This is a genomic window from Chishuiella changwenlii (assembly GCF_900142565.1).
Lineage (GTDB): Bacteria > Bacteroidota > Bacteroidia > Flavobacteriales > Weeksellaceae > Empedobacter > Empedobacter changwenlii.
This window is the reverse complement of the sequence record NZ_FRBH01000008.1, coordinates 40,803-65,264: the sequence shown is the minus strand read 5'-3', so window position 1 is coordinate 65,264 and position 24,462 is coordinate 40,803. Positions and strand designations below refer to the sequence as shown.

General features: G+C 29.3%; 20 protein-coding genes. 7 read left to right on the top strand and 13 right to left on the bottom strand.

Features of this window, described 5'->3' with window-relative positions; all coding sequences use genetic code 11:
• Positions 1 to 93: 93 nt before the first annotated feature.
• The 3 genes from BUA86_RS10920 to BUA86_RS10910 are packed head-to-tail and all read left to right on the top strand — an operon-like array spanning position 94 to position 4,162.
• Complete coding sequence (locus BUA86_RS10920; protein WP_072932631.1) at positions 94 to 1,587, top strand: peptide MFS transporter; 1,494 nt, start codon at positions 94 to 96, stop codon at positions 1,585 to 1,587.
• Between the two features lie 25 nt (positions 1,588 to 1,612).
• The gene (locus BUA86_RS10915; protein WP_072932629.1) at positions 1,613 to 3,697 is read left to right on the top strand and encodes a peptide MFS transporter; all 2,085 of its coding nucleotides are present in this window, start codon (positions 1,613 to 1,615) and stop codon (positions 3,695 to 3,697) included.
• 21 nt (positions 3,698 to 3,718) lie between these two features.
• Positions 3,719 to 4,162, top strand: coding sequence for a thioredoxin family protein (locus BUA86_RS10910; protein WP_072932628.1), 444 nt, complete (start codon positions 3,719 to 3,721; stop codon positions 4,160 to 4,162).
• Here BUA86_RS10910 and BUA86_RS10905 read toward each other — a convergent pair.
• Positions 4,152 to 6,116: a ComEC/Rec2 family competence protein gene (locus BUA86_RS10905; protein WP_072932627.1), complete on the bottom strand. Its 1,965-nt coding sequence runs from the start codon at positions 6,114 to 6,116 to the stop codon at positions 4,152 to 4,154. The two genes, BUA86_RS10910 and BUA86_RS10905, sit on opposite strands and share 11 nt — an antisense overlap.
• Positions 6,117 to 6,190: 74 nt before the next feature.
• Between BUA86_RS10905 and BUA86_RS10900 the strand changes: the two genes are divergently transcribed.
• A complete protein-coding gene (locus BUA86_RS10900; protein ID WP_229731775.1) occupies positions 6,191 to 6,631 on the top strand; it encodes a DUF2141 domain-containing protein in 441 nt (146 codons plus the stop codon).
• Here BUA86_RS10900 and BUA86_RS10895 read toward each other — a convergent pair.
• The 4 genes from BUA86_RS10895 to lpxB form a co-directional block, all read right to left on the bottom strand.
• Positions 6,628 to 8,058, bottom strand: coding sequence for a porin family protein (locus BUA86_RS10895; RefSeq protein WP_072932626.1), 1,431 nt, complete (start codon positions 8,056 to 8,058; stop codon positions 6,628 to 6,630). The two genes, BUA86_RS10900 and BUA86_RS10895, sit on opposite strands and share 4 nt — an antisense overlap.
• Positions 8,051 to 8,593 carry an RNA polymerase sigma factor gene (locus tag BUA86_RS10890; protein ID WP_072932624.1) on the bottom strand — a complete coding sequence of 181 codons (543 nt, stop codon included), beginning with the start codon at positions 8,591 to 8,593 and terminating at the stop codon, positions 8,051 to 8,053. Before BUA86_RS10890 ends, BUA86_RS10895 begins: the two co-directional genes overlap by 8 nt.
• A 13-nt stretch (positions 8,594 to 8,606) precedes the next feature.
• Entirely contained in the window at positions 8,607 to 9,056 is a 450-nt protein-coding gene (locus BUA86_RS10885; RefSeq protein ID WP_072932623.1) for a hypothetical protein, read from the bottom strand.
• A gap of 125 nt (positions 9,057 to 9,181) precedes the next feature.
• Positions 9,182 to 10,294, bottom strand: a complete 1,113-nt coding sequence (lpxB, locus tag BUA86_RS10880; RefSeq protein WP_072932622.1) for a lipid-A-disaccharide synthase — start codon at positions 10,292 to 10,294, stop codon at positions 9,182 to 9,184.
• 102 nt (positions 10,295 to 10,396) lie between these two features.
• Between lpxB and BUA86_RS10875 the strand changes: the two genes are divergently transcribed.
• A complete protein-coding gene (locus BUA86_RS10875; RefSeq protein WP_072932620.1) occupies positions 10,397 to 10,906 on the top strand; it encodes a DUF2480 family protein in 510 nt (169 codons plus the stop codon).
• Positions 10,907 to 11,030: 124 nt separating this feature from the next.
• Here BUA86_RS10875 and clpB read toward each other — a convergent pair whose 3' ends face one another.
• The 3 genes from clpB to epsC form a co-directional block, all read right to left on the bottom strand.
• Positions 11,031 to 13,640, bottom strand: coding sequence for an ATP-dependent chaperone ClpB (gene clpB, locus BUA86_RS10870; RefSeq protein ID WP_072932619.1), 2,610 nt, complete (start codon positions 13,638 to 13,640; stop codon positions 11,031 to 11,033).
• Between the two features lie 160 nt (positions 13,641 to 13,800).
• Positions 13,801 to 14,709 (bottom strand): cysteine synthase A, encoded by a 909-nt coding sequence (gene cysK / locus BUA86_RS10865; RefSeq protein WP_072932618.1) that lies wholly within the window; start codon positions 14,707 to 14,709, stop codon positions 13,801 to 13,803.
• A 12-nt stretch (positions 14,710 to 14,721) separates the two neighbouring features.
• On the bottom strand, positions 14,722 to 15,528 hold the full coding sequence (epsC, locus tag BUA86_RS10860; RefSeq protein WP_244891557.1) for a serine O-acetyltransferase EpsC: 807 nt from the start codon (positions 15,526 to 15,528) through the stop codon (positions 14,722 to 14,724).
• A 297-nt stretch (positions 15,529 to 15,825) separates the two neighbouring features.
• Here epsC and BUA86_RS10855 point away from each other — a divergent pair, with 297 nt between their 5' ends.
• Positions 15,826 to 16,251 carry a DUF2147 domain-containing protein gene (locus tag BUA86_RS10855; protein WP_072932616.1) on the top strand — a complete coding sequence of 142 codons (426 nt, stop codon included), beginning with the start codon at positions 15,826 to 15,828 and terminating at the stop codon, positions 16,249 to 16,251.
• A 145-nt stretch (positions 16,252 to 16,396) separates the two neighbouring features.
• Positions 16,397 to 18,232: an ABC transporter ATP-binding protein gene (locus tag BUA86_RS10850; protein WP_072932615.1), complete on the top strand. Its 1,836-nt coding sequence runs from the start codon at positions 16,397 to 16,399 to the stop codon at positions 18,230 to 18,232.
• Positions 18,233 to 18,350: 118 nt separating this feature from the next.
• On the opposite strand, the gene BUA86_RS10845 is transcribed toward BUA86_RS10850, so the two are convergent.
• From BUA86_RS10845 to dtd, 5 genes are all read right to left on the bottom strand, one after another.
• Positions 18,351 to 19,580, bottom strand: coding sequence for a 3-phosphoshikimate 1-carboxyvinyltransferase (locus BUA86_RS10845; protein ID WP_072932613.1), 1,230 nt, complete (start codon positions 19,578 to 19,580; stop codon positions 18,351 to 18,353).
• A 3-nt stretch (positions 19,581 to 19,583) separates the two neighbouring features.
• Positions 19,584 to 19,910, bottom strand: a complete 327-nt coding sequence (locus BUA86_RS10840; protein WP_072932611.1) for a nucleotide pyrophosphohydrolase — start codon at positions 19,908 to 19,910, stop codon at positions 19,584 to 19,586.
• Between the two features lie 92 nt (positions 19,911 to 20,002).
• Entirely contained in the window at positions 20,003 to 22,009 is a 2,007-nt protein-coding gene (locus tag BUA86_RS10835; protein ID WP_072932609.1) for a transglutaminase family protein, read from the bottom strand.
• A gap of 7 nt (positions 22,010 to 22,016) precedes the next feature.
• Positions 22,017 to 23,912: a DUF3857 domain-containing protein gene (locus BUA86_RS10830; RefSeq protein WP_072932607.1), complete on the bottom strand. Its 1,896-nt coding sequence runs from the start codon at positions 23,910 to 23,912 to the stop codon at positions 22,017 to 22,019.
• Between the two features lie 23 nt (positions 23,913 to 23,935).
• Complete coding sequence (gene dtd / locus BUA86_RS10825; RefSeq protein WP_072932605.1) at positions 23,936 to 24,385, bottom strand: D-aminoacyl-tRNA deacylase; 450 nt, start codon at positions 24,383 to 24,385, stop codon at positions 23,936 to 23,938.
• Positions 24,386 to 24,462 lie beyond the last annotated feature (77 nt).

Sequence of the window (24,462 nt, the reverse complement as noted above, 5' to 3'; positions counted from 1 at the left end):
TCACAATAAGCTATAAAACAGATATATACAATACATTAAATAGGTTTTGAGCTTTAAAATATTAAAGAAAATTAGCATTTAGTTAAATATATTATGAGTCAGAAATTAACGTTAGAGCAAATCCAAAATTTTGAAGGAAAATATCCTATTCAACTTTGGCATTTGTTTATGGTAGAAATGTGGGAGCGTTTTTGCTTTTACGGAATGAGAGGAGTTCTTGCCATTTTCATGGTGGACATGTTAGGATTAACTGAATCAGAATCTAATTTGAAATACGGAGCTATTCAAGCTTTTGTTTATGCTTTTACTTTTGTAGGAGGAATTTTTGCTGATAAAATTTTAGGATTTAAAAAATCGTTAGTTTTTGGTGGTCTTGTAATGATTGCTGGAAACCTTTTAATTGCATCAGATCCTCACCAATTTTTTTATTACGGAATTACTTTAAGTATCATTGGAACAGGTTTCTTTAAACCGAATATTTCTTCGATGGTAGGAGAGCTATATAAAAAAGGAGATCCTCGACGCGATGCAGGTTTCGGATTATTCTACTCTGGAATTAACATTGGAGCTTTATTAGGTGGTTTAGTTTGTGTTTATTTAGGAAAACAAGTTAGTTGGAATTTAGCATTCTTAGCCGCTGGTATTGTAATGATTATTGGAGTTGTTTTATTCCTATTTATCCGCAAAGAATTAGGACCTATTGGAGATTCTCCATTAGCAAAATTAGAACCAAAGAAAAGATTAATTAAAGAAGGAGCTGTTTATGTAGGAGCAATTATTGCTATTCCATTAATCTTTATTATGATTCATAACACATCGTACACAGATATGTTTATGTTCACAGTAGGACCATTGGCGATACTTTACTATTTATTTCAGTTATATAAAATTCCAGAATCAAAAGATAAAAGTAAATTTATTGCTGCATTTATAATGATTTCTTTTTCTATTCTGTTTTTCGCAATCTTCGAACAAGCAGGAGGATCATTGGCATTATTTGCAAATACAAACTTAAAAACAAGCCTTTTCGGAATAAATACAATAGAGAGTTTTCCTACAATGGTAAATAATAGTGCAAATTCATTGTACGTAATTATTTTCTCTCCAATATTAGGTTTAGTTTGGTTATGGATGGCAAAAAAGAAAATAGAGCCAAACACTGTAATTAAATTTGGATTATCATTTTTAATTCTAGCAGTTGCTTACTACATATTCTATTCTTTACGATTTTTTGCAGACGAAATGGGAATGACATCTTTAGAAGTATTTTTGTTAGCTTATTTTGTGGTAACATTATCAGAATTATGTATTTCTCCAATTGGTTTATCAATGGTAACAAAATTATCTCCAGCTCATTTAAGCGGAATGATGATGGGACTTTGGTTTTTAGCGTCAGCTTACGGACAATACTTAGCAGGGATTTTAGGGGCAGGAATGTCAGATCCTACACAAACAACATCTTTAGTTGGTAAATTAATGTCTTACACACAAGGATATCAACAATTAGCAATTTATTCGTTAGTTGCTGGTGTTATAATCATTGTGATTTCTCCATTAATTAGAAAATTAATGCAAGACGTAAAATAAAATTATACGATATAAAATAACAAACATGAGTTCAAAATCAGAAAATTTCTTTGATTCAAAGGTATTAGGACATCCATCGGGATTATTTGTACTTTTCTTTACAGAAATGTGGGAACGTTTCTCTTTTTATGGGATGCGCGTTCTTCTAATACAGTTTTTAACAGCCGCAGTAATTGGATTAAATCCAGGATGGGAATGGTCGATAGAAAAAGCAACAGCTTTATATGGAACATACGCGATGTTATTATACATTACACCAATTTTTGGAGGAATTATAGCAGATAAATATATCGGTTATAGATGGGCAGTTGTAATAGGTGCAATTATTATGACACTTGGTCACGCATTTATGGCTTTCGATACGCCAATCTTTTTATATTTAGGATTAGCTTGCTTGGTTATAGGAACAGGATTCTTTAAACCAAATATGACATCTATCTTATCAGAAATGTATAAAAAGTTTCCAGAGAAGAAAGATGGTGCTTATACTATTTTCTATATGGGAGTTAATGCAGGAGCATTCTTTGGAATGATGTTATGTGGATTCTTAGCAGAAAAAGTAGGATGGCATTGGGGATTCGGTTTAGCTGGAGTTTTCATGTTATTAGGAACATTACAATTCTGGTTAGCAAAACCATTATTTGGTAGAGTAGGTGAAGTGCCTAAAAAATCTAATTCAACAGATGTTGATGCTGATGAGGCTCCATTATATGAAGCTGGAGAAAAACCAAATCCATTTACAGTTTTAGATCAAATTCTAATTGTTATTATGACACTTTTAGGATTAGGTTATGCGTTTAACGACCCTTTAAATGCAATTGGAGGAATCAATTTATTCGATTTTGCAATTGGAGGTTTATCAGGACAAAATGTTGTGATTTTAGTTGCATTAATCTTATTCTTATTTGTTGTAATACGCAGATTAGCAAACTATACAAAGATTGTACGTGATCGTATGATTGCCGTAATTATCTTCGCATTCTTCGTAATTTTCTTCTGGATGTCTTTTGAGCAAGGAGCAACATCATTGGTTATTTTCGCCAGAGATAATACAGAAAGAAACTTAATTGGAGATGCAGCATTAGCATTTAATATATTCAATACTTTATTAACAGTAGTACCATTGTTATTTATTTCTTATGTATTGATTTTATTAGCAAAACAAACAATTAAAAAAGCCTTTTGGTCGAATGTTGTTTTAGCATTTACTTTCTTAGGAATTTGGGCTGCTGCAATTTGGATGTTAAACTTTAACTGGTCTTCTCATTCTTATGATGTTTCTTACCAAGCTGTAGAAACAGTAAAATTAGATGATAAAGGAAATCCTGTTTTAACTGAAGAAGGAAAAACTGTTTACGATAAAACACCAATTTCAGCTTCTTATGTACAAAAACCAACAGATAAAGTTGTAACAGAAACAATTAATTTAGCATCTCAAACTTCATTAGTAAAAGGAGATAAAATTAATATTCACCAAGAAGGAGATAAATTTGTTTTAGTTTCTGGAGAAAGCTTAACGAAATTAGATACAGAATATACTAAACAAAATAAACCTTCTAAGATTGTACCTGCACAAGTTGCAGAAATTAAAGATAGTCAAGTAGAGATTACGGTTTCTTGGTTTTCTACTTTAAATTCGTTCTTTATTATTGCATTAGCATCATTAGTATCTCGTGTTTGGGATTCTAAATATAACCCATCTGCATCTGTAAAATACGGATTAGGATTAATCATTATGGCTATCGGATTTGGTTTCTTAGCATTTGGTTCTTATGGAATCGCTGCAGGAGTTCGTGTGTCAATTATTTGGTTAGTTTTAGCATATTTATTCCATACTTTAGGAGAGCTCTGCCTATCTCCAGTAGGATTATCATATGTGTCAAAATTAGTTCCGGCTCGAATGATTGCATTTATGTTCGGAATGTGGTACCTTGCTATTGCAATTGGAAATAAATTAGCAGCTATTTTAGGAGGACAAATTGAGAATATTACAAAAACATATTCATTATCAACATTCTTCTTAATTTTTACTATTGTTCCTATTGTTGCAGGATTAATTGTAATTGCATTAAACCCAATTATGAAGAAACTGATGCATGGAGTAAAATAATAAATATCTAACTAAAAAAATATGAAATCAACTTTAGCAATCATCGCATTCATTTTTTCTTCTTTCCTATTTGGACAAGAAATAAAATGGTTAACATTAGCAGAAGCAACAAAAGAGGTTAAAGCTCATCCGGAGAAACCTATATTAATTAATTTTTATGCAACATGGTGTGGATTTTGTAAACGTCTAGACGGAGAGACATTTACAGATGCAAAGGTTGCGAGTTATGTTAACAAGAATTACATTCCAGTAAAATTTGATGCAGAAACAAAGGATATGGTCACTTTTTTAGGAATTAACTATACGTATGTTGCACCAGCTAAAGCCAATTATATGGCATATGCATTTACAAATGGTCAACTAAGCTACCCTGCAACTGTTTTAATGAATGGTAAAGGAGACGTAAATAAAGTTGTTCTTGGTTATCGTAGTGCACTTGATTTTATAAATGATATTAAAATTTAATTGAGAAATAACCTTTTTCTGAGGTTTTCCATAAACTAGAGTTCGAGTTATTTTCGAGTTCAGAAATAATAGAAGGGTAGTTGCTGGCATCAGCAATTACCCTTTTTAAGTTATTATTATCTTGAAAAGGATATAGTTTTGATTGATGAATTAGAACATAAAATGGAGAATCTGATTTAGTTTTATCTAACAGAAAGTTAAACGATTTTGTTTCGATGTAATTTTCATGTTTTATAAATGCAGAATGTTTAAACTTTGCTGTATAAGAAAAATAATCAATCTGTTTTATTCTATGTTTTACTTTATAAGGTTTTAGAATATACTGATATGTTTTATCATCAATTTTATGTGAACTAAAAACAGCTAAACTTCTGCCATTCCTAATGTTAATAATGCTGTTTTTGTATTGATTGTACACAATTAATTCATTAGAAGAATTTAATTGTATTACTTCATAAAGACGATCTAATTCTATTAAGGTAAAACAACCAATTGTTATAAACAACGCAACTTTAGATTTGTTTAAAATCAAAGACTTCAAACAAAATAAAATTACCGTAATAAGAAAAGCTGTAAAGAAACTAATGTAAATATCTTTCGCTATAAAACTAAACTCTGCAAGCCAATGAATGTAACTATTTATGAGATGAACAAATTGATTGTATAACCACGTAAATGCATCGATTTTTATATTAAAAACAATAAGAAAAATACTAATTAGTCCTCCACAAATCATTATAAAAGAAGCAGGAATCAATATTAAGTTACCAAATAAAAATAGACCAGAGAATTGATTAAAATAAAAAATAGAAACAGGTAAAGTTCCTATTTGTGTAGAAATGCTTGTTGTTATAATTCCTTTTATTTGATGTAATAGATTATTCTTTATTTTCCAAAAATTATCGAAAATAGGATGAAGCCAAACAATAAAAAATACGGCCGAAAAGCTTAGTTGAAAACCAACATCAAATAATGCATTTGGCTGAAAAACTAGAATTATAAAAGCAGCCAAAGATAATGTATGGAAAATGTTTTTAGGTCGATTTATTATATCACTTATATAATAAATGGAAATCATTAATGCAGAACGAAAAACAGGTGTTTTTAATTCTACATAAAATGCAAAAAACCAAATAACAATTAAACTTGTTATAATTCTTATTTTTCTTCCGTTTTTAAGATAAAGTATAGGCTTAAGTAGAAACTGAATAAGTATAAAAATCATCATAACATGTAGACCAGAAATAGCTAAAATATGTACAACTCCAGTTGTAATGTAATTCTGATTAAGTTCTTCTGATAATTCGGTTTTATTTCCTAATAACATAGAGGATATTATGGCTCTACTTTCTGTAGAATACCCATTTTCTTTCAATTTTTCTCTTACTAATAATTTAGATTTTGAAGCCCAATTGTAGAACCCGTTTCCTTTTTTATGAATAGTAATTACTTTATCAGAAAATAACTGAGAATGAATATTTTTTCTTCTTAAGAATTGTTTGTAATTAAATTGATAAGGATTTAAAGCTGGTTGTATATCTTTTATCTTTCCATCTACAATAAGTATATCTTCTGGAAAATAGAGTTGCGTTTTATCTTTTAAATGAAGGAAGATTTGTTGACTCGTTTCAATGTCCTCAGCAATGTAATTGGTGAATTTAATAGATGAGCTTGCTTTACTAATAATCTTTAAAAGATGAACTTCGGATGATGTATTAATTTCCTTTTTTTCTTTAAAATTATAGTGTTGATGAAGATAAAATCCTAAAATTATTGATGTAATTAAAAATGAGTATATATTTTGTCGAAAACTACTTTTTATTAAACATGCTAAAAGCAGACAGATAATCACCAAAAATATAATTCGTAAATTTGTAGCAGAATTTAATAAATCGGAAACAATTATTCCGATTGATAAACAAATTGTTAGCGTAAGAAAAATATATTTTTTCATACGTTTAATGTAAGAGTAATACTAAAAATGATTAGGTTTTAAGTATTTGTAATTGAATAGAAAAGAAAAAGATAATGATGAAGAAATTTCTAATACTATTGGTTTTATTTTTTGCACAAATAGGTTTTGCACAAATAGATGTAAAACTGTCAATTAACAATCTAAAAAAGATGAAAGGAAATTTATCAATAGAATTTTATCGAAATATGGAGAACTACACAAAAGGGCAAAATGCATTTAAAAAATTATATATTCCTGTTGAAGATTTAGATAAATACGAAACAGTATTTAAAAATGTAGAGCCTACTTTTTATGCAGTTAAAGTTTTTTTAGACACAAACAATAATAAAAAATTAGATAAAAGTTTTTTAGGGATAAGAAAGGAGCCTTATGGTTTCTCTAAAAACTTAAATCCAACATTAAGAGAACCTACTTTTGAAGAAGCAAAAGTAGAAATGACAGAAGGAAACAGTATAATTTCTATCAGTTTAAATAATAATAAAGGAGAAGATTAAAATTTAATCGAGAATCCCAAATTAAGACCTAATAATGATGGATTTCTTGTTTCAACGTTATGCAATGTATTAATCATGTAGCGGTAATTTGGCTCAAGATTAATACTTGTTTTTTCTGAAAGTAAGTACTCTAGTTTTAATCCAGCATTTGCACTATAATTCATATCATTTAAATTAGAAGCTTCACCAATTCTTACACTTCTAGAATTAGTGTCTTTTAAAGAAATTTGATTTTTAGTGACTAAATAATAACTTCCTCCAGCTGTTGCTAATAAATTGAATTTTTTAAAATTAGCTAACTTGTATTCTAGTTCTAATGGAATTTCTACATAATGTATTTGTTGTTCCATTTCTCCCATAGAAGAAGAAAGCATAGTCCCAACATTGTTATTTGCCAAAACTCTTGTGTAATTTTGGTCGTATTTTATATTATTCTGAGCATTTAAATTAATATTAGAATTAGCCAAATAAGCCATAGCATTATTACTCATTGTTCCAACACTATTAGTATGTTGTTCTAATTCTATCTTAGAAATACCCGAACGAATATTCATTTTATCATTTAAACGAATAGCAACTTTTGCTCCGTATGCAATAGTTAAACTATTATTGATGTTGTTTTGATTAAATTCATCAGATAAAATAGACTTAGAGTCTAACATTTTTGTAGGATTAACGTAAGATGATACTACAAATTTCGGTGAGCTAATATTAATTTTTTCTTTCTTTTTTTCAACCTCTTTTTGCTCTTCTTCAAGCACTAATTCTAATGGTTTCTCATTTAGAATTTGATCTAGAATTTCTTTTTTAGTAATTGAATCTTTTTTAGATTTTGCAATATTATTTTGCTCAAATTTAGGTTGAGAAATAATTGTATTTTCTGCTGATAGTTTTTCTGGGAAAATAACAAAGGCGTCACCTTTACCATCAAAAAATAAAGATTTTTGAGGTTTTTCTACTACTAACATTCTCTTTTCTTCTGTAGAAGTTGTTGTGTAAGTAGGAGAGTTGTTCTCTAAATGAATTGTATTATTTTGTTTTGTCTCTTTGTGTGTTAATTGTAATGAATTTTCATTTAGAGTATTTTCCTCTTTTACTTGATTATGAATAGAATTTTGCTCTATTGTATCAGAATTATTTTTGTTCGATTTACTCGACTGTTGTTTTTCTAAAGATGAATTAGAATTATTTTTGACAACTTCTTGTGCTGGTTTATTAGAAGAATTAGTTTCTTCTTGATTAAAATAAAAAACACCAATTCCTATAACTAAACATGCAGCAGTAGAACCAATCCAATAAAATAAAGGAATGATTTGTCTCTTTTTCTCTTTTTCATCCAATTTTTCTTGAATGTTTTTCCATGCATCCAAAGGAGGAACCTGTGGCTGAGAAAGTTTATTTTTTATATGTTGATCAAGTTTATTCATCTTTAATAACAGCTTTTAAAAGGTTTCTTTTTAAAATATTTCGAGCACGCGATAGATTTGATTTTGAAGTTCCGATAGAAATACAGAGTAATTCTGCTATTTCTTGATGAGAATATTCTTCAAATACATAAAGGTTAAAAACTTGTTTATATTGTGGTGGAAGATTTTGTACATTCTCTAAAATTTCCTGATAATCATAATCTTGTTGAGGTTCTTCTTCATCTTCTTGTATATATTGATTTTCATAATCCTCAAACGAAACCCGATTATTTTTTTTAATTTTCTCTAATGATAAATTAACCATTATTCTTTTCATCCACCCTTCAAAAGAACCTTCAAATCTAAATTGATCAATTTTATTAAAAATAAGAACAAACCCCTCTTGAAAAACATCTTGAGCATCTTCATAATTGTCTGCATAGCGAAGACATATCGAGAATAAAATAGGAGAAAATTGAAGATAAATTTCTTCTTGTGCCTTTCTATTTTTTTCTTGACATTGCTTAATCAGATTTTCAAGAGTGTCGTTGTCCAAAGTTGATAAAAAATTAGTTCTTAATATCTAAAGTTTTCTCAATATAAATATTTTTTGTGTTATCTGTAGGATCAATTCCAGCTAAAACACGAATTTTATTTTTACCAGCTTTCTTTGGTGTAAATTTATATGTTTTTGTAAAAGTTTTTACTTCATCTAAACAAGACCCATTCATATTTGTTTGTCTTCCGTAAACACCAACAGTATGTATTGTATCATTAGAATTATTTAAAAGTCTAAAAGCAATAAATTCCTGGCAGCTGTTTGTTGTTTTGTAGGTAATATGAACGTTTGTTACTTGTCCAACTGGATTAATAGAATCGTTGTTTACATTAATCTCTGTACCATTAAGATATCCATCTACAGAAAAGTTATTATTGTCATCTGTATTAAGACAACTAGAAACTCCAAATCCAAGCATTGCTACTACAGCAATTGTACTTAACTTTTTGATTGTTTTCATATTTTTTTTGTTTTAACTATTATACCAAAAAGAGAAGAATATGAAAAAAGGTTGCGTTGCGGTATAAAATTTTAACAAAAAAATCCTCTTGGAAGACCAAGAGGATTAGTTATTTAATAGTTTTTTTACTTTTTTAAATCGTTTACGATTAGACTAGCAGTCCTTTCAGAAGCGCCTACACCACCAAGTTTATCATGCAAATTTTCATAATCATTTAGAACTTGTTCGCGCTTTGGAGTATTTAAAATTAAATTTAATTCGTGTTTGATATTTTCATAAGTTAAATCGTACTGAATTAATTCTTTTACAACTTCTTTATCCATAATAAGATTAACTAACGATATAAAACGAATATTTTTTACAACACGTTTACCTATTTCGTACGATAAAGCATTTCCTTTATAACAAACAACCTCTGGTACTTTTAGTAATGCTGTTTCTAAAGTAGCAGTTCCAGAAGTAACCAAAGCAGCATAAGAAACTCTTAATAAATCGTATGTTTTGTTTTCTACAATTTTTAAGTTTTCTCCTATAATTTTTTTGTAATTCTCTATGGGTTGAGAAGGAGCACCAGCAACTACGAATTGATAATTAGGAAAATCCTTTTCAACAGAAAGCATCAAAGGAAGTTTTACTTTTATTTCTTGTGTTCTACTTCCAGGTAAAACTGCAATAATAGGACGTTCATCTAGATTATTGTCTTTTCTAAATTTCTCTTCATCAATAGGAGGAAGATTATCAAGAGAATCTAATAATGGATTTCCAACAAAGTCAACTTTATAATCATAACGTCCATAAAATTCTTCTTCGAAAGGAAGAATAACAAACATCTTGTCAACTACTTTTTTTATTTTGTGTACACGTCCAGTTTTCCACGCCCAAATTTGTGGAGAAATGTAATAATAAATTTTTATTCCAAGATTCTTTACAAACTCTGCAATGCGTAAATTAAAACCAGGATAGTCTACTAAGATTACTGCATCTGGTTTATAAGCTTCGATGTCTTTTTTAGCTACAGAAATGTTTCCTAAAATGGTTCTCAAATTCATAAGAACTTCTGCAAATCCCATAAAAGCTAAATCTCGGTAATGTTTTACCAATGCTCCGCCTTGGGCTTGCATTAAATCTCCGCCCCAAAAGCGAAATTCTGCTTGAGTATCTTTTTTTCTTATTTCTTTCATTAAGTTCGAGGCATGTAAATCGCCCGAAGCTTCACCAGCAATAATATAGTATTTCAATGGAAATAGTTTTTCTTCTTACAAAGATAGGAGAAATCTATAAGTAGAGCAGAGATGAATAATTTTTATTGCGTAATTTTACTTCACGAAAAGATTAGATAAATGTCAGACGAAATAATAAATAAAATTGCCAATAGTGGCTTAGTAACAATAGACTTACAAGACTATTATCCAGATGGAGAACGTATTGTTTTCGATTTGAAAGATTGGTTGTACGAAGAAATTATTTTGAGAGAAAAAGATTTTAGAGAGAATCTTAAAAATCATGATTGGTCTCAATACGAAAATAAATATGTTGCGATAACTTGTACTGCAGATGCCATTGTACCATCTTGGGCATATTTGTTAGTAACTACTTATTTATCTCCTGTAGCAAGAAGAGTAGTACACGGTAGTTTAAAAGATTTAGACCAAATTTTATACACAGAAATTGTAGATCATTTACCATACGAAGAATATGAAAATGGAAAAATTATTGTAAAAGGTTGTTCACATAAACCTGTTCCAGATTCTGCTTATATTCAATTAATAGAACGTTTGCAACCTATTGTAAGTTCGTTAATGTTTGGTGAAGCGTGTAGTACGGTTCCGCTTTATAAAAAGAAAAAATAATACTTATTTATAGAAAGCTATTTTACAAATGTGAAATAGCTTTTTTATGATTCTGCTTAAAACAAAAAGCCTGCAATTCATACTAGAATTGCAGGCTTTTATCACACTAATAAAATATTGATAATTATTTGTTTGTTCTAAAAATCAGTTTGTTTTCTCCTGGTTTTTCATCGAAATAGTCAATTAAAACCGCGTCATTATCATTTATTTCTCCTTTCAAAATTTCTTTAGAAAGCTCATTTAATACATCTTGTTGTATTACTCGTTTTAATGGTCGAGCACCAAATTGAGGATCATATCCTTTTCTTGCTAAATAATTAACAGCTTCTGGCGTAATATCTAATGTGATATCTCGCTGTGCTAATTTCTTCGCAACACCATTTAAGTAAATAGAAACAATTCCAGAAATTTGGTTTTCACTTAATGGTCTAAACAGGATAATTTCATCTATACGATTTAAAAACTCTGGACGGAAATTAAGTTTTAATTCCTCAAAAACAGTGTCTTTTGTTTCGCTGTAAACCTCTCCAACATTGTTTTCGTCGATATTAGAAAATTTGTCTAAAATCGTATGCGAACCAAAGTTAGATGTCATAATGATAATTGTATTCTTAAAGTTGACAACTCTACCTTTATTATCTGTTAATCTACCATCGTCTAATACTTGTAATAAGATATTAAAAACATCTGGATGCGCTTTTTCTATCTCATCTAATAAGATAACCGAATATGGACGGCGACGAACAGCTTCTGTTAATTGTCCACCTTCATCATAACCAACATAGCCCGGAGGTGCCCCAACTAAACGAGAAACCGCATGTCTTTCTTGGTATTCCGACATATCTATACGCGTCATGGCATTTTCATCATCAAATAAAAATTCAGCTAAAGCTTTTGCAAGCTCTGTTTTACCAACACCTGTAGATCCTAAGAATAAGAAAGAACCAATTGGTTTACCTTCATCACTTAGTCCTGCTCTAGAACGACGAATAGCATCTGCAACAGCAGTTATAGCTTCTTCTTGTCCTAAAACACGTTTATGTAATTCGTTTTCTAGGCTCAATAATTTTTCACGATCCGATTGCATCATTTTCTGAGCAGGAACACCTGTCCATTTAGACACAACTTCTGCAATATCATCTGCATCAACAAATTCTTTTACCAATTTGTTTTGTTTGTTTTCTTCTAAATTTTTCTCCGCATCTTCTAAATCTTTTTTCGCATTTACAAGATCTTCAAATTCTAATTTAGAAGCTTTTGCATAATCATAATCGCGTTTTGCACGTTCTATATCGAATTTTATATTTTCTATTTCCTTTCTTAAATCTTGTACTTCATCAGCACGATTTCTTTCCGCTTCCCATTTAGAGTTTAATTGATTTCTTTCATCTTGAAGATTAGATAATTCTTCTTTTAAAAAGTTTAATTTTTTCTCATCATTTTCACGTTTTATTGCTTCAATTTCAATCTCTAACTGAATAATTCTACGGTCTAATTTATCTAAATCTTCTGGTTTAGAATTCATTTCCATACGTAGTTTAGAAGCAGCTTCATCCATTAAATCAATCGCTTTGTCTGGTAAAAAACGATCTGTAATATAACGTGTAGATAATTTTACAGCAGCAATAATTGCTTCGTCTTTAATTCCAATTTTATGGTGTTGCTCGTATTTATCTTTTATTCCACGTAAAATAGATATTGCAGATTCTTCGTCTGGTTCTTCTACCATTACTTTCTGAAAACGACGCTCTAATGCTTTATCTTTTTCAAAATATTTTTGATATTCATTTAATGTTGTAGCACCAATAGAACGTAATTCACCACGAGCCAAAGCTGGTTTCAGAATATTTGCTGCGTCCATTGCACCTTCGCCACCACCAGCGCCAACTAATGTGTGAATCTCATCAATAAATAAAATAATTTCTCCATTAGATGCTGTTACTTCTTTTACTACAGCCTTTAAACGTTCTTCAAATTCTCCTTTGTATTTTGCACCAGCAACTAATGCTCCCATATCTAAAGAGAAAATACGTTTATCTAATAAATTTTCTGGTACATCACCATTAATAATTCTGTGTGCTAAACCTTCTGCAATTGCAGTTTTACCCACACCAGGCTCACCAATAAGAATAGGATTATTCTTTGTACGGCGAGATAGAATTTGTAGAACACGACGAATTTCTTCATCACGTCCAATTACAGGATCTAATTTTCCTTCTTTAGCTAAATCTGTTAAGTTTTTAGCGTATTTATTTAATGAATTGTAAGTGCCTTCTGCATTTTCAGAAGTTACTCTTTCTCCGTTTCTCAACTCTGTTACTAATTTTTTTGTGTTATCAAATGTTACACCTTTGTCTTTTAAAATTTGACTTGCAGATGAACTATTTTTAATAATTGCTAATAATAAATGTTCTAATGTAATAAAATCATCATTTATCTCTTTTGCTATTTGCTGTGCAGTTTGCAAAACTTGGTTAGATGAATTTGAAAGATGATTACTTTGTTGACCTTCTATTTTAGGAAATTTACTTATCTCTAAATCTAATTCTTGTCGAAGTAAATCTATTTTTAAACCTTGTTTTTCCAAGATTAATGATATAACGTCTTCATCAACATCTATCATTCCTCCTAAAATATGTGCAGGTTCTATTGCTTGATTTTTATGCGCTACAGCTATTTGCTGTGCGGCTTGTATCGCTTCGCGACCTTTTATTGTAAATTGATTGAAATCCATAGTCTTAATAGTTTAAAATGTTTGTTTGTTGTTTGTGAATAATCAAAAAAAATTCCAAACATTAAAAACAATCTAAAAGCTGACTTTTTGACTTTTTTGAACAAAAAAACGAGACATTTTGTCAATGTCTCGTTTTTAAAGTGATATACTTTGAATTAATTTAATATAAACCTTCTATCGATAAATAGCGTTCTCCCGTATCATAATTTATGGTAAGTATTGTAGCTTCTTTATCAATAATATCTAATTTCTTAGAAACAGCTGCAAGAGATGCTCCTGTTGAAATTCCCACGAATAATCCCTCTTCTTTTGCTGCTTTTATTGCAAACTCAAATGCTTCATCTTTTGTGATCTGAATTGATTCATCAACAATAGTTGTATCTAAATTTTTTGGAATAAAACCTGCTCCAATTCCTTGTATTGCGTGTGGACCTGGTTCTCCGCCAGAAATTACAGGAGAATCTGTTGGTTCTACTGCAATTACTTTTGTAGAAGAATTAACTTCTTTTAATGCTTTTCCAATTCCAGATAAGTGTCCACCAGTTCCTACACCAGTTATTAGGAAATCTACTCCATTTGTAAAATCATTTATAATTTCTTTTGCAGTCGTATTGTAATGAACTTTAGGATTAGAATCGTTCTCAAACTGTTGTGGAACCCAAGCACCTTCAATTTTTTCACTTAATTCTTGTGCTTTTGCAATTGCACCTTTCATTCCTAATTCTTTTGGGGTCAAAACAAATTCAGCTCCATAAGCTTCCATAATTTTTCTTCTTTCAATGGACATAGATTCTGGCATTGTAATAATTATTTTATAACCTTTTACAGCCGCTACAAAAGATAATCCGATTCCAGTATTTCCAGAAGTAGGTTCTATAATTGTACCTCCAGGTTTTAGAATACCACTTTTTTCAGCATCTTCTATCATTGCTAAAGCAATACGATCTTTTATAGATCCGCCTGGGTTTTCTTTTTCTAATTTAATGTAAACTTTGTGTTCAGGAAATAATCTACTTAGTCTAATAATAGATGTATTTCCTATTGTTTCTAGAATATTGTTATAAATCATTGTGAAAATTTTTTATATGATATATTGGTTTTCGTTGTCTATTTTTTGTTTTTTAATAATTGGTGTTTGCGTTTGGTACACGATAGAGTTTTCTTCAATACTTTCTGTTATCCAAACATTTCCTCCAATAATAGCGTTTTCTCCAATTACTGTCGTTCCACCTAAAATTGTTGCTCCTGCATATATGGTAACATTATTTTCTATGGTAGGATGTCGCTTTTTATCTGCTAAATCCTTTGATACATAAAATGCACCTAATGTTACACTTTGATAAATTTTAACATCATCCCCAATTACTGTTGTTTCTCCAATTACGATACCTGTTCCGTGATCTATATAGAAGTTTTTACCAATTGTTGCGCCAGGATGTATATCTATTCCTGTTTTAGAATGTGCATATTCAGAAAAATAGCGCGGTAAAATCGGAGTATTTATTTTATATAGAATATTAGCTAAACGGTAAATTGCAATAGCAAGAAAGCCTGGGTAAGCTAATATGATTTCTATTTCTGATTTAGAGGCAGGATCATTTTTATAAAAAACAAAGGCTAAATGTTCTAATTCTCTTTTAACAGATTCAAGTTGGTCGAAAAAATAAAGGGAAATTTTTTCTGCTTTGGTTTCAGGTACTATTTTGAGTAATATTTTATTGAATTGATTAAATAATTCTTGTTTTTTATATGTTGTATTTGGTTGTGAAAAAATCGCATCATATAGGATAGATTCTATTATTGGGTCTAATTCTTTTTTGTTAAAAGGAATTGTATATTTTGTTATATGATTCATATTATCTATTAACTCTATTAAATTAGTAGACAAATATAATATTTTTTTTCACTTCTGTTAATTGCAAATAGGTTTTTATGATTTTTTTGATGAAAATTTAATTAAAACATCATGTCATTAGCTTACTAAATAAAGAATTTTTTGACTATAATGAATAAAATCATTTAATAGTTTTGTAAAATGTGTTTAGCGTCTTTTGGATTAATAATCAGTAGTTTAATTTGTGTTTTTTATTAATTTATGTTAAATAATATACTTTTTTTAGGTTAGTGTTTTATTTACACCAAAAAAATGTTAATTTAGTGAAATCAATTTTAAAGGATAAAAATTATGAAAAAATCAATTTTATTCGGGTTATTCTTTATGCTAACATCAATTATGTTTGCACAATCTCCGATAGGAACTTGGAAAACAATAGATGATGAGACTAAACAACCAAAATCTTACGTAGAAATCTTTGAAAAAGATGGAAAGCTTTACGGTAAAGTAACTAAGATTTTAACTAAAGGAAAAGAAGATGCGAAATGTACAGAATGTTCAGGAGCATTAAAAAATAAACCAATTTTGGGTATGCAAATTCTTTACGGTCTTAAAAAGGACGGAAATGAATGGAGTGGAGGTAAAATTCTAGACCCAAACAAAGGAAAAGAATACAAAGCAAAAATGTCATTAAATGGAAATGACAAACTTGATGTTAGAGGTTATATTGGGATTTCTCTTGTAGGAAGAACACAAACTTGGCATCGAGTAAAATAATCAAAACAAAAACGAAAAGGGTTACACTGAGTAATCAAACCACAAAATTTTACTCTATAATGACTATTCCGAAAAGAATAGTCATTATTTTTTTGTGTAAATTTGTGCTCTCAAAATATAATTTTGATAGATTAAAAAAAATTAAATGAGTTCATATAAAAGCAGAGCTATATCTTATATAAAGCCATACAGATCATCATTTGTTACGGCAATTATCTTTAATTTACTTTATGCAATATTTAATATTATTGCGCTGGCATTCATGATGCCTATATTAGGAGTACTTTTTGGAGAAGATAAAACCCACATAGTTGAAAAGCCAGTTTATACTGGTCATTTGGTCGACTTAAAACAATTTTTTTCTGATTATTCTGGTTATTACATGAATCAGCTTTCGCAAACAGAAGGACCAGTTTATGTTTTGGCGATGTCTTGCTTAGTTTTTATTGTAGCATTTTTATTCAGAAATATTTTTAGTTTTCTTTCAGAAACTTGTTTAGTCGATTTACGTTCAGGTGTTACACGAGATTTACGTGTTGATATTCATAATAAAATTATAGAATTACCTGTTGCATATTTTACAGAAACAAGAAAAGGAGACATGATTAATAGAATGTCAAGTGATGTAAACGAAGTAGAAAGTAATATTCTTAACTCTTTTGTTGAGCTGGTTCGTTCACCAATTATGATTATTGTTTTTGTGATTTTTTTATTCACAGTTAGTTACCAATTAACCATTTTTGCAATATTGGTATTTCCTATTATGGGAACAATTATTTCATTGATTGGTAAAAGTTTAAAAAGAGCGGCAGAAAATGCACAAGTAGAGCTATCAAACATTATTACTTATGTTGATGAAACATTATCTTCTTTAAAAATTATTAAGATTTTTAATGCAGAAGAACAAGTAAAAGGAAGATTTGATGACTCGATAAATCGTTACAGAAAATACCTACAAAAAGTAATGAAAAAACGTGCGATGGCTTCACCAACAAGCGAATTTTTAGGAGCAATTACAATTGGATTAATTGTATTTTTTGGAGGAAAATTATCGTTAGAAGGAAATGGATTATCAGGATCTGAATTTATTTTTTATATCGCAACGTTTTATACCTTATTAGACCCAATTAAGCGTTTTTCTAAAGCTTTATCTGATGTACAAAAAGGAGAAGTTTCTGCAAAGCGTATTTTTGATGTATTAGATGCTGAGGTCTCTATACAAGATACTGCTGAGGCTAAATCTATTGAAACGTTTGAAGATAAAATTGAGTTTAAAAATGTCACATTTGCTTATGGTGAATATGATGTGATTAAAGATTTTAATTTAACAATAAACAAAGGAGAAACAGTAGCACTTGTAGGACAATCAGGTTCAGGAAAGTCGACATTAGCTAATTTAATTACACGTTTTTGGGATGTTAAATCTGGTCAAATTTTAATTGATGGAATTGATATTAAGCATATTAAATTACATGATTACAGAACCTTATTTGGTTTAGTAACGCAAGATTCTATTTTGTTTAATGACACTCTATATAATAATATTGCTTTAGGAGATAAAAATCCAAATCAAGAAAAAGTAGAGCATGCGGCAGAAATTGCAAACGCAGCAGAATTTATTGTAAAAATGCCAGAGCAATACCAAGAATCTGTTGGAGAGGGAGGTAATAAACTTTCTGGTGGACAAAAACAACGTGTAAGTATAGCGAGAGCAGTTTACAAAAATCCACCTATAATGGTATTAGATGAGGCAACTTCTGCTTTAGATACAAAATCAGAAAAATTAGTTCAAGTAGCATTAACCAACATGATGGAGAACCGAACTTCTTTGGTTATTGCACATAGATTATCAACGATACAGAGTTCAGATAAAATTATTGTAATGGATTCTGGTAGAATAGTAGAAGAAGGGAATCACCAGTCACTTATAGAGAAAAACGGTGTGTATGCGAATTTAGTTAATATGCAGAACTTCTCTTAAAATCTGTTTTAGAATTATCTTATAGAATAATCTTTAAAAGAATTTTCATTAGCTCAGAATAAGATTCAACGAATTACAAATAAAAAACTCCCATTAAGTTACTTAATGGGAGTTTCTATTATATAGCTTTAATTTCGAAACCTAATTTTGTCCAATCTTCCCAAAACGTTGGATAAGATTTTTCTACAACCATTTCGTTGTTAATTCTAATCGAATAAATTTGTGCCAATGGTGCCATACACATAGCCATTCTATGGTCGTTGTATGTTTCTAACTTAGGTACAGTTGTATAAGCATTGTACCCATCAATAGATAAAGAATCATCTGTAATGGTAATAATTGCTCCAAATTTTTCTAATTCATTTTTTAAAGCAACTAAACGGTCAGTTTCTTTAATTTTTAAAGTTTCTAGACCAGTCAATAAACATTTAGCTTTTAAACCAACACAAGTTGCTGCAATAGTTTGAGCAATATCTGGCGTATTAATTAAATCTAATTCGATTCTATTTTCTAAAGAAAATGCTGGATTATTTTTTAATGTTAAACTTCCATCTTTAAAAGTAGAAATTACACCAAAATGTTCTGCATAGATATTTTGTAGTGCCGAATCTCCTTGCAATGAATTCTCAAAATAAGTAGAAATTGTTATTTCAGATTCTTTAGATAAAGCGATTAAACTATAGTAATAAGAAGCAGAACTCCAGTCAGATTCTACTTGTAATTTTTCTGATTGAATATTTTCTGTAAATGGAATTGTAATCGTATTTTCTTCAAAAATAGCTTTTATACCAACTCTATTTAATAATTCAATTGTCATTTGAATGTACGGAACAGAAATAATTTTTCCGTCCAAAGTAATCGTTAAACCATTCTCTAATTTTGTCCCAATTAAAGACAAAGCTGTAATGTATTGAGAACTTATATTAGATGGAATTGTAATTGAATTAGTCGTAATTTTTTTTCCAACAATTTTTAAAGGAGGAAAGCCTTCATTTTCTGCATAAGTAATTTCTGCACCCAATTGATTTAAGGCATCTACTAAAACTTTAATTGGACGTTGTTTCATACGAGCAGATCCAGTTATTGTAATTGTTCTTCCTTCTTGAATAGAAAAATAAGCAGTTAAGAAGCGCATTGCAGTTCCAGCATGATGAATATCGATTAAATCAGTTTCATTTGCTAAAGCTTTTTGCATTAATTGAGAATCTTCAGAATTTGAAACATTCTCTAGAGTTAAAACTTGATTAAATAATTTATTTAATAGCAACAAACGATTACTCTCACTTTTTGATCCTGTAATTGCTAATTGATTTTTTAATGGCGATTGTAAAGCCGAAATTTCAATCATAGTTTATTTTAATTTATCATTATTTTGATGACGATCGTGATCACGTTTTGTTTTATAATCTAATTTTTTATAAAAAGCAGTTTCTAAATCAACACCGGTCTGATTAGCTAAACATAAAGCAACGAATATAACATCTGCTAATTCTTCCCCTAAGTCTTTATTTTTATCTGATTCTTTTTCTGACTGCTCTCCATAACGACGAGCAATAATACGAGCAACTTCTCCTACCTCTTCTGTTAATTGTGCCATGTTTGTTAACTCGTTAAAATAACGAACGCCATGATCTTTTATCCAATTGTCAACATCTAATTGTGCTTGTTTAAGACTCATCTATTTTAAAATTTTATTTGATTAAAAAGTAAAGGTACAAAATTATAAAACCACTCGAAAGAGTGGTTTTATAAATGAAATTAATTTTTTATTTACTGTTTTACAAGAACTACTTGTTGTCCTTCAGTAGAAATAATATTTTCTAAAAACTCTTTTAAAGGTTTGTAATAATTTGCTGGTAAAACACTGTAAGGAGTTACTTTTTGTGCTTGTGCAATAATAAAACCATCTCTTTCTATTACATTATAAGCATAACCAGCAGCTTGATCTGGCATTGTAAAATTCTTTTCTTTAGGCATAGATTCTACTTTGTATCCTTCAGGAATTTTAATTTTTATTGTATTGGTATTTGTAATAGGAGCACCAAACTCTATATTATAATTACGTTGTTCCAAATTAAGACTATGTTTTGTATTTGCAATGAATAAAAATGGACTAAAAATTATTTTATTTCCTGCAACATCAACCTTTACATCAGAAAATTTGAATTGATGACGAATTAAATCTTTGCTATTATCTTGTGTTTTAAAGTCAGCAATTTCGAAATTATAATCCTCAATGTATTCTTTTTCGAATGCTTTAGGATCATTTGCAATTTCGCTCTTGTCTGACATATAAAAGTAGTTATCACGAATACTAGAATAAACACCTGTTAAAGAACCGTCTGCTTTTAAATCTGCTGTAATTGATTTCTTATCGCTTGTCATAACAGAATTTCTTAATAAAACTTCTTTAATACCTTTATCAGAAATCATGAAACCTCTATCATTAATATCACGAATAGGCAATAAATTAAGTTGTGCGTTTTTATCTGTCGCATCAATCAAATAAAAATTTCCATCAATTGTTGCACCAGCAATAACATAATTTATTTTAGTACGAGAAGGAAAAGCATAATTAATTAAACCGTTACTAACTGTACTTAAAATAATAGGATTAGTCTCAATACCAACTTTTCTTAACATAGAAATAAGCATTAAGTTAATATCTGCAACGTTTCCAGATTTTTCGTTAAAAGCTTTTCTAATTCCTTTATCTGTATATTCCCCAGAATAATCATTCCAAGTCATGTTTGTTTTTACATAATCAAAAATTGCCTGAGCTTTATCTAAATTTGTTGTTTTATTTGCAGTAATACCTTTTACAGTTTCATCTAAAAAAGCATTTCCATTTAATTGTTTTCCAAAATCAGAATGCTCCATTAAATCTTTTCCGATTTTGTCCCAAGTTGTTGAGTAATTGTTAATAGGTTGTCCAGGCGAATGATAAGACGCTAATTCGAATTGAACGCTAGCTAACATGTTACGGTGATTTAAAACGTAAGCTTCTCTGGATAATGATGTAAGATTTTCTAATGAATAACTTAAAGAATTAATATTTAATTTATCATTATTTATACTACTTCCATATGCAGCTCCTCCAAAAGAAGAAACACCTCTTGAACTTCCAGAAATGTAAGTGATATTTTCACTTTTCAGATCTTTTTTCATTTTCGGAGCAAATCCACCTCTTAAATCCTGTTGGTAATTAAAAAATTCTTGCGATTCAAAAGTTAAATTACTTTTTATAACAGGAATAGATTGTTGGAAATACCAAGTATCTGTTTGATTGATAAATGGAGAAGAAATTTCGTAAGTATATTCTAAGATAGATCCATTTTTTACATTAGGAAATGTAAAAGTTTGTTTGTCTAAAAAACGGTGAGCTTTTTCTAAGAAAATATCTTTTTTTTCTACTTTCTGCTCAATAATTTTACCATTCTCTAAATTGTAAGTTACAGCTTTTAATGTAAGAACTTTATCTTGGTCAGATCCTGAACTTTTGTAAATAGGAATACTTATCGTTAAAACGTCGTCAGGTGTTCTGTCTTTGTCAAAAACAATGTAACGGTAAAATACTTTTTTTGTTTGTTCAACACCTGTAGCGCTGAAACTAATTTTGTAATTTCCATCAGCGTATAAAACTTCTGCTGGAGCATCTTTTTGTATCGTACTTTCTGTTTTGTTAAAATCTTGTTTGGATAACTTTCCAAACTTTACTTCTTGAGCAAAACTGATTGTAGTAATGGTAGATAAAACAATTGTAAAAAATGTTCTCATATAGGTGTTATAATTTTTCTAATAAAATTTTAGTATTATCGTAGCCAGCAATTTGCCTTCTGAAATCAACATAGTCGTTGTATTTTTCTTTGGCAAAAGTTCCAGCTAACTGTTTGTAAACGCGTTTTACTTCGAAGTTGTTTTTTTCTTTTGGTGTAATTTGTAAAGAGTATTCACCAAAATCTGACTTTATTATAATAGGTAAAAATAATGTTGGTAATTTATAACCTTCTGGTAAGGTTAATATATAAGAGACTTCATCAACGTATCCACTTTGAATTTTAAAATCGAATTTACGTAATTTGGCTTTTTTTACAGACGTTTCTTCTCTGTTAACAGGAATCATATTAATAATAATATTATTTCCTTGAATTTTAGCATAATTAGGAACTGAAAAATCAAAATTTGATGTAAAAACTGCATTTTCCAAACTATTATCAAATTCTTTTTTCTTGAAGTTTATTCCTTGTAAATCACTAAAACGATTTTTTAATCTAAGATTTAAATCTTTTTCTGTTAACCTAGAATAGCTAGAGTAATTCTCATAAATTAAACCTTTAGAAACCTCAGAAAACTCGAAGTTTAAAGTTCCATTGGCTAATATAGAAGCTTTTCCATTTACTAATAATTGATTGTCTTCTGGGTTAAAATGCTGAGTTGAAATAATTTTACCTCCGTTTTCTTCTATAATAAATGCTTTTCTATCCGAAGTAAAACGACCTAGATAATTAAAGGGAGAAGTTTGACTTGTTGCTTCTAACCATATATTTTCTTCTTTTAATGGAACATACACAATCATATGATTTCCTTGATGATAAACCATTTCATCATCAATATCCATTGCATTAGAATTTCCGTATATTACAGTATGATAGGCTTTTATATTTACAGCATCTAACATTCCAATCATATAATTAGAAAGTGCTTTACAATCTCCATAGCTTTTGTTTTCTACGTAAGATGTAGGAAACGGAGAAAGTCCGCCAATTCCCAATTGTACACCAATATAACGAACCTTATTTTGCATGTGTTTATACAAAATTTGAACTTTTTCACGGTCTGTTTTTGCATCTTTTACTAGGTCTTGAAAAAAGGCTTTTTGTGTTGGAGTAAAATCTAATTTTCCATTAATTAAATTCTCATAAAACCATTTTCCGTAATCATTCCAATTATCAAATTTTCCTTTAATACCAGCAATATTAATTTGATCTGAAGCAACAATAACATTAGGAAAAATATTGCGAGAATTAATCATGTTGTCTTCTTCTTCAAAAGCAGGAATATTAGTTAGTGAGTATGTTACTTGGTTGCTATCACCAATTTTTTGAACTTGATAATTATTTAAATTCTTTTCACTAAATCTAATTTTAGAATCTGTTTTATTCGTGAATTGATAATTAGCCTGTTCAATAGATAAATTAGATGCTCCTATAGGAAACCATCTTGGGATAAAAATGGTATTTTTTGTTATAGTAACAATTTTGTAATGAATTGTATATGGATAAGTTGTTGGCGTAAAACTTAAATATTTTACACGGTCATCTGTATACATTTGACCACCATCTACATTACTTTGGTCACCAAAATCTTTCGATTTAAACTTTTTAATTTCTTTTCCAGAGGCATCATACAAACTTGCTTCAAAAAGATTAATTTTTGTACTAGGACTATAATTTGTGTAAGCGCCTACATAGCTATCTCCTGCTTTACTTAGTACAGTGATTACTACATCTTCGGTATATTTTAATTCGTCAATTTTTGACAATTCTACAGTTTCATTTTTCTGACGTACTACGGCGTAAGCATCTTGTAGTAAATTTGCAGGAATTTTATCTGCTGAATAATCTTGAGAGTAACAAAAATTGGCAATGAAAAATGTTGTTAAAAGTAAAATTTTATTCATATATTTTTTGAAAATTAGTCGGTTTATTCTTTATTTTTCGAATCAATAAAAATGGTAACAGGACCATCATTTAATAATTCAACTTTCATGTCTGCTCCAAAAATTCCTCTTTGTACAGGTTTAAAGTTTTTTTCTAAAACGGATAAAAATGTTTGATATTGTTCTGTTGCGATATCTGGTTTAGAAGCCTTAATATAAGAGGGTCTATTTCCTTTTTTTACAGCTGCATGTAATGTAAATTGAGAAACTACTAAAATGTCTCCAATCACTTGTTGAATATCAAGATTCATTACGTGATTATGATCGTTAAAAATTCGTAGTTGAATTATTTTTTTCGATATCCATTCAAAATCTTCTATTGTATCTTCTGGTTCAAAACCTACTAAAGCTAAAATTCCATGTTGTATTTTTCCAACAATTTCTTTTTCCACTTCAACGGAAGCTCTCTGAACACGTTGCAGAATTACGCGCATTGTTTTATGAGTATTTTTTAAGTGTGCAAATTTAGTTAATTTATAAATGCAGAAAAAGTAAAATCGTCACCCTCCTT